The sequence below is a fragment of the Dyella sp. C11 genome (assembly GCF_003121485.1).
Lineage (GTDB): Bacteria > Pseudomonadota > Gammaproteobacteria > Xanthomonadales > Rhodanobacteraceae > Dyella.
In genome coordinates this window covers 197,171-214,357 of the sequence record NZ_QAVX01000002.1, presented here as the reverse complement: position 1 = coordinate 214,357, position 17,187 = coordinate 197,171, and the positions used below count along the sequence as shown (strand labels likewise).

The 17,187-nt window shown below is 65.3% G+C and carries 9 protein-coding genes; 3 read left to right on the top strand and 6 right to left on the bottom strand.

Features of this window, described 5'->3' with window-relative positions; all coding sequences use genetic code 11:
- Positions 1 to 3,682 (bottom strand): ESPR-type extended signal peptide-containing protein (locus tag DK366_RS21365; protein ID WP_255412539.1); only part of this gene is annotated, 3,682 nt, incomplete at its 3' end.
- 295 nt (positions 3,683 to 3,977) lie between these two features.
- Here DK366_RS21365 and DK366_RS03315 point away from each other — a divergent pair.
- Positions 3,978 to 5,372, top strand: a complete 1,395-nt coding sequence (locus tag DK366_RS03315; protein WP_157956436.1) for an ATP-binding protein — start codon at positions 3,978 to 3,980, stop codon at positions 5,370 to 5,372.
- A gap of 9 nt (positions 5,373 to 5,381) precedes the next feature.
- On the opposite strand, the gene DK366_RS03310 is transcribed toward DK366_RS03315, so the two are convergent.
- Positions 5,382 to 6,098, bottom strand: a complete 717-nt coding sequence (locus tag DK366_RS03310; protein ID WP_109124090.1) for a response regulator transcription factor — start codon at positions 6,096 to 6,098, stop codon at positions 5,382 to 5,384.
- A gap of 218 nt (positions 6,099 to 6,316) precedes the next feature.
- Between DK366_RS03310 and DK366_RS03305 the strand changes: the two genes are divergently transcribed.
- Together DK366_RS03305 and DK366_RS03300 are read left to right on the top strand one after the other, a co-directional pair.
- A complete protein-coding gene (locus DK366_RS03305) occupies positions 6,317 to 9,007 on the top strand; it encodes a M1 family metallopeptidase (RefSeq protein ID WP_109124089.1) in 2,691 nt (896 codons plus the stop codon).
- Between the two features lie 446 nt (positions 9,008 to 9,453).
- Positions 9,454 to 13,575 carry a hypothetical protein gene (locus tag DK366_RS03300; RefSeq protein WP_109124088.1) on the top strand — a complete coding sequence of 1,374 codons (4,122 nt, stop codon included), beginning with the start codon at positions 9,454 to 9,456 and terminating at the stop codon, positions 13,573 to 13,575.
- A gap of 123 nt (positions 13,576 to 13,698) precedes the next feature.
- On the opposite strand, the gene DK366_RS03295 is transcribed toward DK366_RS03300, so the two are convergent.
- The 4 genes from DK366_RS03295 to DK366_RS03280 all read right to left on the bottom strand — a co-directional run bounded on the left by DK366_RS03295 (position 13,699) and on the right by DK366_RS03280 (position 17,186).
- Positions 13,699 to 14,712, bottom strand: coding sequence for an NADP-dependent oxidoreductase (locus tag DK366_RS03295; RefSeq protein WP_109124274.1), 1,014 nt, complete (start codon positions 14,710 to 14,712; stop codon positions 13,699 to 13,701).
- 13 nt (positions 14,713 to 14,725) lie between these two features.
- Entirely contained in the window at positions 14,726 to 15,514 is a 789-nt protein-coding gene (locus DK366_RS03290) for an SDR family oxidoreductase (RefSeq protein ID WP_109124087.1), read from the bottom strand.
- A 16-nt stretch (positions 15,515 to 15,530) separates the two neighbouring features.
- Positions 15,531 to 16,301, bottom strand: a complete 771-nt coding sequence (locus DK366_RS03285; RefSeq protein ID WP_109124086.1) for an SDR family oxidoreductase — start codon at positions 16,299 to 16,301, stop codon at positions 15,531 to 15,533.
- Between the two features lie 195 nt (positions 16,302 to 16,496).
- A complete protein-coding gene (locus DK366_RS03280) occupies positions 16,497 to 17,186 on the bottom strand; it encodes a histidine phosphatase family protein (RefSeq protein ID WP_109124273.1) in 690 nt (229 codons plus the stop codon).
- Position 17,187 lies beyond the last annotated feature (1 nt).

Here is a 17,187-nt window from a genome sequence, read left to right as displayed (position 1 = left end):
CCGTCCAGTCGGCCGATGCGCCGACCGACACGCTGTTCGCGCGAGCCGCCAGCGAACCGGCGCCGAGCGCGACGCTGTTGGTGGCGCCCTTCGTGGTCCACGCATTGCTGCCGATCACCGTGCGGTTCACTGCCTGTGCGTAGCTGTTGTAGCCCACGACCGTGGCGCCATCTTCAGTGGCCCACGCTTCCGAACCGAGTGCGGTGGTGTAGTCACCGTTGGTGGTGGTGTTGGCATCTGCACCCGCGAGCGCGTTCGCACCCAGCGTGGTGCTGTTGGCGCCGGTCGCGTAGGTGCCACCGCCCACTGCGGTGGAAAGTGCACCCGACGCGCTGGCGCCCCCGCCGAAGAAGCTGGTCGTGCCGCCGATGGCGACGCTGGCCTGGCCGGAGGCGGTGGACAGATAGCCAATCGCAGTGGAATAGCCGCCGGACGCAAAGGCATTGGAACCCATGGCGGTGCTTCCCCACGCCTGTGCATAGGCGCCCGAACCGAAGGCACTGGACTGCCAGCCGTCTGCTTCGGCGAACGTACCCATCGCGACGGAGAACGGGCCATTTGTCAGTGCGCCGGCACCGATGGAAACACTCAGCGCACCATTGGCCTGGCTGCTATTGCCAATGGCCACGCCGTTGCCGGCGTTGTTGATGGCGTTGTAGCCCAGCGCCACGCCGCCGTTGTACGACTGCGCATTGGCACCAATGGCGGTGCCGGTGTCGTCATTCACAAGGCTGTTGCTGCCAACAGCAACGGAAGAGGCGCCAAAGGCCTGCGCGTTCTCGCCATAGGCTGACGAGTGATCGCCCATGGCGAGCGCGCCATAACCCATCGCCGTGCCGTACAGGCCAACGCTCACCGCGCCCGTGCCCACGGCGGTGCCGCCCGTGGCATACGTCGCCGCGCCCGAGCCTGCGGCCAGCGAAAGATCGCCAGCGGCGAGTGCATCGTCCGAACCATCGCCATCGCCAGCGCCGGTACCGGTGACCTGGAAATAGTGACTTGCCGTGCCGGCGGCCTGGTTCACCACGCTGTTGAGCTGCGCCACGTTCACCGCATCGGTGTCCTGTGTGCCCGCGGCCACGTTGGTGATCTGGCGATCGATGGCCGAATGCACCACGCCGGCGGCATCGATCCAGTCGGCCGATGCGCCGACCGACACGCTGTTCGCGCGATCCGCCAGCGAACCGGCGCCGAGCGCGACGCTGTTGGTGGCGTCCTTCGTGGTCCACGCATTGCTGCCGATCACCGTGCTGTTCACTGCCTGTGCGTAGCTGTTGTAGCCCACGACGGTGGCGCCATCTTCAGTGGCCCACGCTTCCGAACCGAGTGCGGTGGTGTAGTCACCGTTGGTGGTGGTGTTGGCATCTGCACCCGCGAGCGCGTTCGCACCCAGCGTGGTGCTGTTGGCGCCGGTCGCGTAGGTGCCACCGCCCACTGCGGTGGAAAGTGCACCCGACGCGCTGGCGCCACCGCCGAAGAAGCTGGTCGTGCCGCCGATGGCGACGCAGGCCTGGCCGGAGGCGGTGGACAGATAGCCAATCGCAGTGGAATAGCCGCCGGACGCAAAGGCATTGGAGCCCATGGCGGTGCTTCCCCACGCCTGTGCATAGGCGCCCGAACCGAAGGCACTGGACTGCCAGCCGTCTGCTTCGGCGAACGTACCCATCGCGACGGAGAACGGGCCATTTGTCAGTGCGCCGGCACCGATGGAAACACTCAGCGCACCATTGGCCTGGCTGCTATTGCCAATGGCCACGCCGTTGCCGGCGTTGTTGATGGCGTTGTAGCCCAGCGCCACGCCGCCGTTGTACGACTGCGCATTGGCACCAATGGCGGTGCCGGTGTCGTCATTCACGAGGCTGTTGCTGCCAACAGCAACGGAAGAGGCGCCAAAGGCCTGCGCGTTCTCGCCATAGGCCGAAGAATGATCGCCCATCGCGAGTGCGCCATAACCCATGGCCGTGCCATACAGGCCAAGGCTCACCGCGCCCGTGCCGACGACCGTGCCGCCGTCGTTGTACGTTGCGGCGCCCGAGCCGATGGCCGTCGAATAGGCGCCGCTGGCGAGCGCATCGTCCGAACCGTCGCCGGTGCCGTTGACCTTCACATAGCGGCCCACGGCGTTGAACTGCGCGACATTCACCGCATCGGTATCTTCGGTACCCGCGGCGACATTGGTGATCTGCCGGCTGGTGGCGGGATGCACCACGCCTGCCGCATCGGTCCAGTCGGCGGATGCACCGACCGACACCGTGTTCGCGCGATCAGCCAGCGAACCCGCGCCAATCGCCACGCTGTTGGTCGCGTCCTTCGTCGTCCATGCATTGCTGCCAAGCACGGTGCTGTTCTGCGCCTGTGCGTAGCTGTTGTAGCCGACGACGGTGGCACCGTCTTCGGTGGCCCACGCTTCCGCACCGACAGCCGTGGTGTAGTCGGCGTTGCTGACGGTGTAATAGTCCTTGCCGGCAAGCGTGTTCGAGCCAAGCGCTACGCTGCTGTTGCCGGTGGATGCCGCACTGGCGCCCACGGCGGTACCCACGTTGGCGCCAATCACCGTGCCCGAGCTGTCCGTGATCTGGGCGCCAGCAACCGCGCTGTAGCCAATCGCAGTGGACGCGCCGTTCGCGTAGCTGTAAGTGCCGGTGGCCGTACCCAGTATGTCCGCGAAGCTGCCCGTGCCCAAGGCGGTGGCGTACAAGCCTTGCGCCGTGCTGCTGAAACCGAATGCGCTGCTCTGTGTGCCCGTAGCCCAGCTGTTGCTGCCAACTGCCGTGGCGAATGCGGCCTTGGCGGCTGCGCTTGCGCCAAAGGCGGCGCTGTCGAGGCCCAGCGCCGTGCTGGCCGCACCGACGCTGGTGGCGCCACCAGCATTCGTGACGACACCCGAGCCGATGGCCACGTTGCTGGCGCCGGATGCGGTGGTGTTCACGCCGACGGCCACGCTGTTGGCGCCCGCCGATGTGCTGTTGTAGCCATTGGCCACGCTTGATGCGCCAGTAGCCTGCGCAGACGTGCCCGTGGCCGTGCTGTTGTTACCGCTGGCCACGCTGCCGTAGCCCAACGCGTTGCTGAACTGCCCGGTGGCATTTGCGCCGTTGCCGACGGCGGTGGCGCCCGTGGACATCGCGAAACTGCCGCCGCCGATGGAGGTGCTGTAGTCGCCCTGCGCATAGCTCTGGTTGCCGACGGCGGTGGACTGCACGCCATTGGCATTGCTGCTGGCGCCCAGCGCCACGCTCTGGTCGGCCACGGCGAGGCTGTCGGCGCCCAGTGCAATCGATGTCGTGCCCAAGGCCAGGCTGCGCGCGCCAAGCGCGGTGCTGTCGTCGCCGAGCGCTGTGGCCATCGCGCCGGCGGCCGTGGCGGTGTTGCCGGTGGCCTTCGCGTCGTCGGAGCCATCCGCCTGGCCGGTTGCTTGGAAGAAGCCGCTGCCGAGCGGCACATTCGTCGCCATGGGCGCGGAGAGCGCACGCATCCACGAAATGCCGCCGGTCTGTGTGGTGGGGGACGTCCCGGCGTCGGTCGCCTGCGCCATCAGTGGCGTGGCAAGGGCCATGCCGCAAGCCAGGGCGGCCCGTGCGCGACGGCTTGCGCGTCCCTTGCCGTCGGACTTGGCCAATTCAGAGGCAACAACGAGCCGCTGGAGCGACTTGCTCCAGATCTTGCTGTGGATCTTGTTCACGAAAAACTCCCCGATGAATGATGAATCGATGGTTGGCGCCGGGCGCCAGCTCGTTCACATGGCGGTACGCATCACCGGACGGCTCCCCAGCCGATCGGTCATGTTTGGACGTCTAGACGTCTTGCGTCGATGGATCGTCAAGGCCAAGCATTGGTCACGGCCATATGTGCAGTCACGCACGCTTTTCCACGTGACGTTTCGTGGTGTTAGGCAACCTCACCGAAATTCACGCTTGCTCACGGCGCCAAGGCATGCGAAAACTTGCGGGTGGACGCAGGCGACCTGGGGAGAGCGCGTGATCCGAAAGACGATGAGCGCGGTCGGTGCCTGGCTGGCACGGGTTCCCGTGGAAGATCCGGTGGACCGGCGCAATGCGCCGTTCGTGCAACTGTTGCTGCTTGCCATGGGCACGCTGATGCCCATCAACAAGGTGGTGCACCTGTTTTTCACCTCGTTCCGGCACAGCATGAGCGTGCCCGGGCTGATCACGGACATGCTGACCGACGTGCTGATGATGGGGGCCGCCTGGTTCGGCATCTTCCTCATCCGCCGGGGTGCGTTCCGGCCGGCGGTGAAGATGTACATCGGCGTGATGCTGTTCTCCGCCGCCTGGGCCTATTCGCTGATCGGCCTGGACCGGCTTTCCAACGATCCTTTCCCGTTGTTGCTGCTGGGCCTGGGCGGCCTGGTGCTTGGGCGTCGCACGCTGTGGACCGTCTACGGCCTGCTGATGGTGGTGTTTGCGCTGGGCACCGTTGCCGACATCTACCACCAGTGGGGCAGTGGGCCGCTGGATATTCCCATCGGCAAGAAAGTGTCCATGGCGATGAGCTATGCCGTGGTGGCTTTCGTGCTTGACCGCACCATCGACGCGTTGCGCGAAAGCCTGGCCGAATCCAATGCGCGCGGGCAGTTGCTGCAGATCGTCAACGAGCGGTTGCGCCGCGAGATGGACGATCGTGCGCGCGCCCAGCAGTTGTTGATCCACGCCCAGAAGCTGCAGACCGTGGGACGCGTGGCGGGCGGCGTCGCCCACGACTTTTCCAACGTGCTCGGGGTGATCCTTGGCTACGCGCAGCGACGCGAACGGTTGGCCGACAGTGGCACCGGCGCGTTGCTCACGGCGCTGCAAGGCGTGGAGAAGGCGGCAACGCGCGGCATGAGCATCACGCGTCGCCTGTTGGGCTTCAGTCGGCAGGAAGCCACCCAGCTGGAAGTGTTCGACGCAAGCGAGGCATTGCGCGAACTGTTGCCCATGGTCTGCCAGCTGTTCGACACCAATGTGCGCGTGCAGCTGTCACCAGCCAATACGCCGCACGCCATTCGCTTCGACCGCACGCAGTTCGAGCTGGTGGTGCTCAGCATGGCGGCCAACGCGCGCGACGCCATGCCGCTCGGCGGAAACTTCATGATGGCCGTGCAGGGCGATGCGGAGCACGTGGAAGTGGTGCTGTCGGACAACGGCACCGGCATGAGCGACGACGTGTCGTCGCGCGTGTTCGAAGCCTTCTTCACCACCAAGCCTGCGGAAAGCGGTACCGGTCTCGGGCTGGCCGTGGTGAAGGATCTGGTTTACGCCGCGGGCGGGCAGGTCGATGTGAGAAGCGCCATCGGTTTCGGCACCACGTTCCACATCCGGTTGCCGCGCAAGGATCTGGCCGCCGTGTCGATGATGCCGCTGCCGGCGTGACCGTCCGCCTCAGTGCGGCGAGTCAGTCACGAAGAGATAACCCGCGCCACGTGCGGTGACCAGCGGCACGGATTCACCGGTCTGCTCGCTGATTTTGCGTCGCAGGCGATGGATCACCATGTCCAGGCGATGCGGGTCGAAATCGTAGACGTCTTCGGTCAACCCGGCGATCAGGGCTTCGCGCCCCACCGGCGTGCCGGCGCGCGATACGAGGATGTGGAGCACGCTGCGCTCGGGCACCGTCAGTGCCACCACCACGCCCGAAGGCGACACCAGGCACCAGCCATCCGTATCGAGACGCCAGCTGCCCTGCGGCTTCGGCGCGGGCGATGACGACGCGGTGGGTGCCGACGTGTTGCGTCCCTGCAACCGGCGCGAAAGGCTGTGCAATGTGGCGGCCAGCACCTCCACGTCGGCGGGCTTGGCAAGGAACGCGTCGGCGCCATCGCCGAGCGCCTTGATGCGGTCCTCGCGGGTGCGCTGACCGGTCAACATCACGATGCCCAGGTCCGACAGTTCGCGCAGATGGCGCACCACGCTCAGTCCATCTTCGTCGGGCAGGCCGATATCCAGCACCACCATGTCGAACGGTTGGCGAAGCATGTGGCGATAGAGTTCGGCCGCCGTGCCGGCACCGGTAATGTCGAAGCCGTAGTCGCGCAGGCCCGGCACCAGGATGTCGTCGCGCAGGTCCGCGTCGTCTTCCAGCACGGCCACGCGGGGCATGCGGGGGGAGGGGCGTGATGGGTGGTGTTGCGCAAAATCCTTCATCGGGCCGCCCGTGCCAGAAATTTCTCACGACTATAACAAGCTGTCCCGGGGCCTTCGCAAGAAGTTGGTTTGTTTCCGGGGGGCGGCCCCGGCCATGCCTTCTGGCACTGTGTCCAAAGTCATGCCAGCGCCTAGCTTCGTGGTTTGTCTTGCCCACGGGGAGCCCTTCGCGCATGCGCCGTTTCGTTCGTCCTCTCGTTCTTACCGCCCTCGCAGCCTGCTGCGGAGCCGCCCTGGCCGCCCCGGCAGCCGATGACCAGCCGCACGGCCGACTGCCGGGCTGGGCCCAGCCGGAGTCTTACCAGCTCGACTTCAAGGTCGACCCGCGCCAGCAGGATTTTTCGGGCACCACCGTGATCAAGGTGAAGCTGACCCAGGCGTCGGATCACCTGTGGCTGCACGGCCGCGAGCTGAAGGTGGGCAAGGTCAGCGTGACGGATGCCGCCGGCAAGGCGCACGCCGCCAAGTACGTGGAGGTGGCGCCGCAGGAAGGCGTGGTGCGCATCGATTTCGGCAGCACGCTGAAGCCGCAGGAACTGACGCTCACATTTGTTTACACCGCGCCGCTCAACCAGCAGCTGCAGGGCCTGTACAAGGTCAGCCACGAAGGCCAGCCGTATGCGATGACGCAGATGGAACCCATCAGCGCGCGCTTCGCGTTCCCCGGCTTCGACGAGCCCGGCTTCAAGACGCCGTTCGACATCCGCCTGACCATTCCGAACGATGAAGTCGGCGTGGCGAACACCAAGCAGGTGAAGGAAGAAAAGGTCGGCGACGGTTGGAAGAAGCTCACCTTCTCCACCACCAAGCCGCTGCCGACGTACCTCGTTGCGTTCGGCGTGGGTCCGTGGGATGTGGTGAAGGGCCCGGACATTTCGCCGACCACCTATCGCGCCGATGCACTCGAATTGCGCGGCGTCGCCGCCAAGGGCGAAGGCCACCGCATGCAGCACGTGCTGAGCGAAACGCCGAGCATCATCCACACGCTGGAGGACTACTACGGCTTCGGCTATCCGTGGGACAAGCTCGACCTGCTCGCCGCGCCGGACTTCTCCGCGGGCGCCATGGAAAACCCGGGCCTGGTCACGTTCCGCGACTGGCTGCTGCTGATCGATCCCGATTCCCCGGCCAACTACGTGCGTGGTTCGTTCAACGTCACCGCGCATGAGCTGGCGCATCAGTGGACCGGCGACACGGTCACGCTCGCGTGGTGGGACGACCTGTGGCTCAACGAAGCCTTCGCCACCTGGATGCAGCAGAAGGTGACGCAGAAGGTGCACCCGGAATACCGCGCCGATCTCGATCGCGTGCGCGGTGCGCAGGGTGCGATGAACGGCGACAGCCTTGTCACCACGCGCAAGATCCGTCAGCCGATCACCGGCAACGGCGACATCGAGACCGCGTTCGACAGCATCACCTACCAGAAGGGTGCGGCGGTGCTGGGCATGTTCGAAGGCTACGTGGGCGAGGCCACGTTCCAGAAGGGCATGCGCTCGTACATCCAGGATCACAAGTTCGGCAACGCCACTGCCGATGACCTGATCGACGCCATCGCCAAGGCCGCCGACAAGGGCGACAACTTCAAGCAGGCGTTCAAGAGCTTCCTCAACCAGCCGGGCGTGCCGTACGTGCAGACCGAGCTGGCGCAGGAGAACGGCAAGACCGTGCTCAAGCTCAGCCAGAGCCGCTATCTGCCGGTTGGCAGCAAGGGCAACGCGAGCCAGGTGTGGGGCGTGCCGATGTGCGTGCGTTACGGCACAGCCAGCGGCAGCAAGGTGAGCTGCGAACTGCTCGATCAGACCACCGGTTCCATGGTGCTCGATGGCGCCAGCAAGAACACCTGGGTGCTGCCCAACGCCAACGGTACGGGCTACTACCGCTTTGCCATGGCGAAGAAGGATCTCGCCAACCTCGGCAAGCAGGTGAATACGCTCGATGACGCCGAGCAGCTCGCCTACGCCGACGCCGTGTACGCGAGCTTCAAGCACGGCGATATCGATGCTGGTGACGTGCTCGCTGCGCTGAAGCCGCTGACCTCGTCCAAGACGCGCGAAGTGGCCATCGCGCCGCTGGGCAGCTTCAACTGGATTCGCCGCAACCTCGCGCAGACCGACGCGCAGCGCGCCAAGCTGGATGCGTGGGCGAAGGCGGCATACCTGCCGCGCATGCAGCAGCTCGGCTATCACCGCAAGCCCAACGAAGCGGACAGCGATTCGTTGCTGCGTGTGACGCTGGCTGACGAACTGGCGCTGGTCGTGAAGGTGCCGGAAGTGCGTGCCGAACTCCTCAAGCAGGGTGATGCCGCACTCAAGCACAAGGCAGATGGACGCCTGGATCTGGGCACTGCCGACGCCGACCGCGACCTGCTCGGCACCGCGCTGGGCGTGGCCGTGCAGGAGCGTGGCAAGAGCGCGGTCGATGCGCTCATCGCCGAACTCCCCCAGACCAGCGATCCGGCCCTGCGCAACGCCATGCTCGATGGCCTGAGCGAAGTGGAAGATCCGGCACTCGCTGTCGAAGTGCGCAACTTCGGCCTCGACAAGAAAGTGAAGGTCGGCGAGATGGCCATGCTGCTCGATGGCGGTCGCTACACCCGCACCGAACGCGACGCTTCGTGGCAGTGGGCCACCACCAACTACGACAAGATCGTGGAGCGCACCGGCAGCTTTGCCGGCGGTCGCCTGCCCGAACTCGTTGGCGGCGGCGGTTGCTCGCAGGATGAAGCAGATCGTCTGCAGTCGTTCTTCAAGGATCGCGTGAAGGCGGTGACCGGCGCCGAACGTGGCCTTGCCCAAGCCACGGAAACCACCGTGCTCTGCCACGCACTGGTACAGAAGCAGGACGCTGCCGCGATCCTGCGTTGAGTTAAGGAGGCCCTGATCTATTCCACGTAGGCGGCATGACCCCAGAGCGTGCGCAGGGTGTGAGGCGTGACGCAGACCAGGCTGGTTGCCTGGGCAAGACGCGCCTCGCGCCCTGCGCACGCTCTGGGGTTCACCCCAAGGGCCGGCTCTGCGAGGGGGCAGCTGCGTGCCGCGTCGATTCGACAGGCAACCAGCCTGCCTTCATCGCCACAGCACCCATCCGCGCCCTCGCAGAGCCGGTGACGCCTACGTGGAATAGGTCAGGGCCTCCTTAAGGGCTCCAGGCAGTGGACCCAGGCCGGGCGACGAAAGTCGCCCGGTTTTTTTTTGTGCCTTCCAACCCCATTCGCCGCGCCACCTCGTTACATCGGAGGGAGGCGCCTTCCGGCCACCCTCTGCCGGCCCCTACACTGGGCCGGCCCACCCGGGTAGTCAGGGAGAAAGACATGCGTCGTCCGTGGGGATGGTTGTGCCTGCTTGCGTTGTTCGCCTCGCCGCTGATGGCGCAGGACGTACCGCCGGCTCTGAAGGATTGGCAGGATTGGGTGTTGCACAACGAGCCACAGCACGCGTGCCCCGTGCTGGTGGCATCCACCGGCACCACGTTGCAACGGCAATGTGCGTGGCCGGGACGGCTTGCACTGGACGCCGGCAAGGACGGCGCGCGCTTCGCGCTCGACGTGCACGTGGACGGTCGCAGCTGGGTCGCGCTGCCGGGCAATGCGCGCGACTGGCCGCAACAGGTCACCGCCAACGCCAAGCCCGTGGCCGTGCTCGATCACGAAGGCGAGCCATCGCTGCTGCTCGAAGCAGGCGACTACGCACTGCGCGGCAACTTGGCGTGGGACAGCCGTCCCGCCAGCGTGCACGTGCCGGCATCCATCGGGCTCGTCGCCTTGACGCTGGATGGGAAGGCCGTGGCGCACATCGAGCGCAATGGCGAGGACCTCACGCTCGGCGAGGCCGCCGCCACGCAGCGCGCCGCCGATGCGCTTTCGCTCCGCGTGTTCCGGCGGTTGGTCGATGGGCTGCCAGCCGATCTGCTGACGCAGATGCAGTTCAACGTGACTGGCACGTCACGTGAGCAATTGCTGGGACCGGTGCTGCCGAAAGGCTTCGTGGCGACATTCATCGAAGGCAGCCTGCCGGCGCGACTGGAAAGCGATGGTCGCCTGCGGGTGCAACTGCGTCCGGGACAATGGACCATCACCCTGGGCGCGCGCAGCACCGATGTGCCCAAGCAGATCGCCTTGACGCCGCCCGGCGAACCCTGGCCCGCACAGGAAATCTGGAGTTACGCCGATGACCCGTCGCTGCGCAGCACACGCGTGGAAGGCCAGCCTGCCGACGCCGGGCAGGCCGATGTACCGCACGAATGGGCCGAGCTTCCCGCTTACGCACTCGATGCCGGCCACGGCCTGACCATCGAACAGGGCACGCGCGGCGGCGAAGGCGGGCAGGGCGACCAGCTCACGTTGCGTCGCCACCTGTGGCTGGATTTCGACGGCCATGGTTTTACGGCGGCCGACACGTTGACCGGTACCCTGCGGCGCAGCCAGCGCCTGGATGTGGTGGCGCCGTGGCAATTGCAGAACGCTTCGCAATCCGGCCGTCCGCTGCTGGTGACGGAAGGCGAACACGGCCGCAGCGGTGTTGAACTGCGCGACGCGCAATTGAACCTGAAAGCCGGCCTGCGCTTGCCCGAACGCGGCAGCACGCCGACCGGCGGCTGGCAGTTGCCGCTGGAAAGCATCGATGCCGAGCTGCACTTGCCGTATGGGTATCGCTTGATCGGCGCAGCGGGTGCGGATCGTTCGCCTGATTCGTGGATCGCGCAATGGAGCCTGCTCGACCTGTTCGTGGTCGCACTGATCGCGCTGCTTGCCGGTCGCCTGCTGGGCTGGCCGTGGGCCATCGTGGCGCTTGGTTTCCTTGTGCTCGCACAGCACGAAGACGGCGCACCGCGCTGGACGCTTGCCGTGGCCTTTGCGCTGGCGTTGTTGATGCGTGCGTTGCCGGAAGGTCGACTGCGCCTCGCATCGCGACTGGGCGCCGCTGCCTTGCTGTTGCTCTCGGTGCTCTGGTCGCTGCCGTTTGCGTCGACGCAGATGGAATACGCCTTGCATCCGCAACTGGAAGAAGGACATTTCCGCGAAGGCATCGGTGACGAGAACTACGTGCCGGCTTCGCCGCAACCGGTCGCCATGGTAGAAGCGCCATCAACCCATGCAGCGCCGGCGCAGGATGCGATGGCCCCTGAGGCCGCGCCTGCGCCGCCGGCTCCGCCCTTGATGCAGGCGAATGGTTCGATCATGGCGGGAATCTCCTACCGTTCGAACACGAAAGCCAAGTCCCCGCCGCAACGGCAGCTATCGTCCGTTGTGGTCACTGGCACCGCGTACACCGTGGGACAGGAGCCGGACACGCGCAACATCATCCAGGCCGGTCCCGGCACGCCGCACTGGGATGTGGGCAACGACTATCGTCTCGGCTGGTCGGGTCCGATCACCGCCGAACAGACCACGCGACTGGTGATTGCACCCGCATGGCTGGTTCGCCTGTTGCGTGTGGCCATGCTGGCGCTGCTGGTGGCGATGCTCGGCAAGCTGGCGACGCGCCTGTGGCCGGCGTTCCAGGGCCAGTGGCGCGGCATGCGACTGAAGGGCGGCGCCGCCGCGCTGCTGGTGCTTGCGTTGATGCCACATGGCGCGCAAGCGCAGGCGGTGCCCACTGACAGCGTGCTTGAGCAATTGCATGGTCGCCTGATCGAAGCACCGAAGTGCGCTCCCGATTGCGCTACCGTGGCACAAGCCACCTTCCAGGCAGTGGGCGACCAGCTGTCCGTGGATATGGATATCCACGCAGGCACCGATGTCGCCGTTCCCCTGCCGCAGGGCGATGCGGCGCTGTCATTGCAATCGGTGAGTTCGGATGGCAAGGACGTGGCGCTATCGCGTGTAGCGGGCGATCTGCTGGTCAAGCTCGATCGCGGTGTGCATCGCGTCACCTTGCACTACGGCGTGACCTCCGCGGATACGGCGACGCTGCACTTTCCGTTGCGACCGCAACACGCGGTGTTCACTGGCAGCGGCTGGAAGGCCGATGGTGTCGCTGAAGGTCGCTTGCTCGGCGACAGCGTCACCTTCAATCGTGTGCGACTCGCCGATGACGGCAGCGCACTCGCCACGGCATCGCAGGCGTTTCCGCCGTACGTCAGGCTGACGCGTACGCTGGTGTTGGGTAGCGAGTGGACGGTGCGCAACACGGTGCAGCGCATCGCACCCAGCGACGCTGGCTTCAGCCTGGATCTGCCGCTGCTGCCGGGTGAACACCCGCTGGGTGACGACGCGCGTGTGCAAGACGGCCGTATCGGTGTGACCTTCAATGCCGGCGAGGTGGAAAAGACCTGGCTCAGCCGACTGGATCGCTCGAACACACTGACGTTGTCGGCGCCGGGCCTTGGCGAGCGCGCGGAAACGTGGATCGTGCAGTCCGCCACGTTGTGGCACCTGGATACCAGGGGTGTGCCTTCCACGCAGGATCTCGACGGCCTGCAGTTCCAGCCGCTTCCCGGTGAAACTCTGCACATCGCGGTGACGCAGCCCAAGGCCATCACCGGGGAAAGCCTCGCGTTCGATCGTGTGGTGGTGGAGAGCCGCGCGGGTGACCGCACCACGGAAACCACGCTCACGCTCAAGGCGCGCAGCACGCGTGGCGGAGAGCATGCCATCGGTCTGCCGAAGGGTGCGGAACTGCTGGAAGCCAAGCGTGACGGCGTTCCACTGAGCCTGGCCATTCGCGATGACAAGCTCAGCCTGCCGCTGTTGCCTGGAGCCCACGAGTACACGTTGCGTCTGCGCGAGCCGATGGGCGTGGCCTTCGCCACGCGTACCCCGGAATTCTCGTTGAACGCACCGGTAGCCAACATCCAGTTGCATCACGTGCTTCCCGAAAGCCGTTGGGTGCTGTGGACGTGGGGACCGAGCGTGGGTCCTGCCGTGCTGTACTGGGCGCAGCTGCTCGTGCTGCTGATTGCCGCGTGGTTGCTGGCACGTTATGCGCCCACGCCGCTGCGGTTCCATCAGTGGCTGTTGTTGGGCCTGGGATTCTCCGCCTTCGCCTGGGGTGCCTACGCGTTGGTGGTGATCTGGTTGATCCTGCTGGGGCTGCGCGCGCGCCATGTGCTGCCCGAGCGCTACGGTGCCAGCTTCAACCTGGCGCAGGTCGCGCTGGCCATCGTCACGGGCATCGCCATCGTGGTGCTGATTTCTGCCGTGCCGAAGGGCCTGCTTGGCCTTCCCGACATGCACGTGGATGGCTACCAGTCCACCGCATGGCAACTCAACTGGTTTGCCGACAAGACCGACAGCGCGCTTCCGCAGGGCGGTGTCTTCAGCGTCTCAGTGTGGGTCTACAAGATCGCCATGCTGCTGTGGGCGCTTTGGCTGGCGAATGCGTTGATCGGCTGGTTGCGCTGGGGCTTCGAGGCGTGGAGCACCGGCGGCTACTGGCGGAAGCGTCAACCCAAGGCTATTGAGCCACCGCCGATACCTGAGGTTACGGAGTAACAAAAAAAGGCGCCGCGATGAAACGCGGCGCCTTTTTCCATTTGAGGCAGTCGCGCACAGGGTGCGCTCCCACAGTGCTGACGGATATTGTGGGAGCGCACCCTGTGCGCGACTCATGCAACCTCAGTCTTCAGCCACCTTCAACACCAGCTTGCCCGTGTGGCTGCCATCGAACAGGCGATTAAGCACGGCCGGTGCGTTCTCCAGGCCTTCGGCCACGGTTTCGCCCGCCTTGACCTTGCCGCTCATCACCCAGCCGACCAGGTCCTGCACGGCGCGCTGCTGATCCTTGTAATCGAACGCAAGGAAACCGCGCACGGTAAGGCGCTTCACGATGATGACGCTGTAGTCGTCCGTGGCGCGCCCGCTGCCCGCGTAGTTGGCGATGAGTCCGCACAGCGCGACACGACCGCCGTTGACCATGCGCGACAACACCGCGCGCATCACCGGTCCGCCGACGTTCTCGAAATTCACGTGCACGCCATCGGGCGTGGCTTCGGCCAGCTTCTGCTTGAAGTCGTCGGCCTTGTAGTCGACGGCGGCATCGAAACCGAGATCGTCGATCAGGTGACGGCACTTCTCCGCGCCACCGGCGATTCCCACCACGCGCGCACCGCGCAGCTTGCCGATCTGACCCGCGATGGAACCCACGGAACCTGCGGCGGCCGAAACCACCAGCGTTTCACCGGCTTCCACGGGCGCGATTTCCGTGAGGCCGTAGTAGGCGGTGATGCCACTGAAGCCGCATGCACCCAGCAGCGTAGGCAGTGCGACGGGTGGCTTGGGCGGCAATTTCACCCAGTAGCCCGTTTTGCCTTCTTCGATGAGCGCGTAGTCCTGCCAGCCCACCAGGCCCTGCACAAGATCGCCCTCGGCATAGTGCTTGGATCTGGACGCCACCACGCGACCAATGCCAAGGCTGCGCATCACTTCGCCGATGGCGACGGGTGGCATGTACTGGGGGATGTCGCTCATCCACACGCGGTTGGTCGGGTCCATCGACAGGTACAGCACCTTGACCAGTGCCTGTCCCTCTTTCAGCTCCGGCGTGGACGATTCGCGCAGGTCGAAGTTGTCCAGGCTCACCAGCCCTTCCGGACGGGTTTTCAGCAGCAATTGGCGATTCGTAAAGCTCATGGTGATCTCCGGATCAGACGGCGCGTGCGCCGCCATCGATGACGAGTTCTGCGGCGGTGACATAACGGCTTTCGTCCGATGCGAGATAAAGCACGGCGAACGCCACGTCGTCGGGTTCGCCGAGGCGATGCATGGGGATGCCGCGGATCAGTTTCCTGGTGGCTTCCTCTTCACCGAGCGTGTCGAAGAACCACTTGACGATATTGGTGCGGATGAAAGCCGGGTGGATCGAGTTGCAGCGCACATCGATCTTCTGCCGCGTGCAATCCATTGCCACCGATTTGGTGAGCGCGGCGACGGCAGCCTTCGAGGTGTTGTATGCCGTGTAGTCGGGATCGAACTTGAAGGCGGCGAGCGAGGAAATGTTGACGATGGATGCCGGCTGCGCGTCGCGAAGATAGGGCAGGGCATGCTTGCAGCCCAGCATGATGCTGTCCACGTTCACGGCCATCACGCGATGCCATTCCTTCAGCTCGACGCGTTCCACGCTGCCAAGTGAACCGGTGCCGGCGTTGTTCACCAGCACGGAAAGCCCACCCATGGCCTTCACCGCTTCCGCCAGCGTGCGTTCCCACGTGGCTTCGTCGCGCACATCCTGCACCGCGGACCACGCGACGGTGGCGCCGTTCTCCTTGTTGATGTCGGCCGCCACGGCGGCTACCGCATCGGCGTCGATATCGGTCAGGAACACCTTGGCGCCGTGCCGCGCAAGCATGCGTGCGGTCGCCGCACCCAGGCCGCCACCAGCACCCGTGATGAAGGCGCGCTTGCCTGCTGCACGCGGGGAAAGGTTTGAACTCATGCTGTGCTCCCTGATATCAGACGCTGAGATAACCGCCATCGACGTTCAACACCGCGCCCGTGGTGTACGAGGCGGCATCGGAGGCGAGATAGAGTGCGGCGCCCGCCATTTCCGACGGCTGCGCTACGCGGCGCATCGGTACATGCGCCAGTGCCTGCTTAAGGATGGCCGGCGTGTTCACCAGTACCGACGCAAACTTGGTATCGGTCAGGCCCGGCAACAATGCATTGCAACGCACGCCTTGTTCGGCGCATTCCACCGCGAAAGCCTTGGTCATCGAGATGACCGCCGCCTTGGTGATCGAATAGATGCCTTGCTGGAAGCCTGGCACCACACCGTTGACGGACGCGACATTCACGATGGAACCGCCGCCGTTCTTCACCATCAGCTTCGCGCCGTGCGTGGACATGTAGAAGTAGCCGCGGATGTTCACGTCCACCGTCTTCTGGAACACCGACAGATCGGTGTCGGTGATATGGCCGAAGTAAGGATTCGTCGCGGCATTGTTGATCAGGATATCCAGGCGGCCATGCGCCTTCTCGACCTGCGCATAGAGCGATTCGATCTGTTCCATCTCGCCGATGTGGCATGCAACGGCCTCGGCCGATCCACCGTCGGCCACGATGCCATCCACCACGGCCTGGCAGTCGGCCTGCTTGCGGCTGGAAACGATGACATGCGCGCCATGCGCGGCAAGCAACTTGGCAATCTCGGCGCCAATGCCACGGCTGGCGCCGGTGACGATGGCGATCTTGCCGGTGAGGTCGAAGGTGGTGGGTTGCGTCATGGAGTCGGTCGTCCTGTGGAGAGCGGATGCAAATCGTGCGGTTTTCTTTTGCTCGTCATTCCGGCGAAGGCCGGAATCCAGCGCCTTTGCTTCTACCAGTAGAGCCATGGCACGCACAAACGAAAGGCACTGGATTCCGGCCTTCGCCGGAATAACGAGCTTGAGCGGTGGCGCGACACATACTTATAGTCACAGTCATCGCAACGTCAGGAGCGATTCGTCGCGCTCGCGCTCCAGATGTGGCCATGCGTTATAGGTCATCAAACTGGCGCCGCGCGAGCCTAACCGCAGTCTCGTCACGCCAGTGTTCACGAGTGACCAGCTCAGGTCGAAGGTTTTCGCTTCCGGCGCCCGAAGCAAAGCGGTGGCGATGATGGCGACCGGGCCACCCGAGGTGAATGCCCAGAGGGTGCTGGCCGGCGATGCGGCGAGCTGTTCGAGCGCGTCCATGACACCCTGGCGAAATGCCGTCCAGCTGACGCTGTACTCCGCGTCATGCGCACCATTCGTCCAGCGGGCGAGAGCATCGACGAACAGGCGCTGGAACGAACGAAATGGATCGGCTTCCTGCTTCATCGATGCGCGCAAGGCACCTGGCGCAGCCAGGTCAGGGCGCAGGCGTGCGAGCAGTTCGAGATGATCCACTTCATCCAGTCCGGGCAGCACCACGGGCGCGATGTCGACGTTCGCTGCCTTCATGCACGCGCTGGCCGTGTCGCGATGACGTGATCGTGGCCCCATCGCAACCAGGTCAGGTCGTCCACCGACTTCGCGGAGCCACGCGCCGAGCAGCGTGGACTGCCGTTCGCCCAGTGGCGACAACTGGTCGTAGTCCTCGGCGTGGAAGCTCGCCTGTCCGTGCCGGATGAGCAGCAGTTCGCGCACG

Bases quoted from the DNA above. Each gene is read 5' to 3' on its own strand.
- DK366_RS03285 (WP_109124086.1), bottom strand. From the start codon at position 16,301: ATGACGCAACCCACCACCTTCGACCTCACCGGCAAGATCGCCATCGTC.
- DK366_RS03310 (WP_109124090.1), bottom strand. From the start codon at position 6,098: ATGCCCCGCGTGGCCGTGCTGGAAGACGACGCGGACCTGCGCGACGAC.
- DK366_RS03300 (WP_109124088.1), top strand. From the start codon at position 9,454: ATGCGTCGTCCGTGGGGATGGTTGTGCCTGCTTGCGTTGTTCGCCTCG.
- DK366_RS03290 (WP_109124087.1), bottom strand. From the start codon at position 15,514: ATGAGTTCAAACCTTTCCCCGCGTGCAGCAGGCAAGCGCGCCTTCATC.
- DK366_RS03305 (WP_109124089.1), top strand. From the start codon at position 6,317: ATGCGCCGTTTCGTTCGTCCTCTCGTTCTTACCGCCCTCGCAGCCTGC.
- DK366_RS03295 (WP_109124274.1), bottom strand. From the start codon at position 14,712: ATGAGCTTTACGAATCGCCAATTGCTGCTGAAAACCCGTCCGGAAGGG.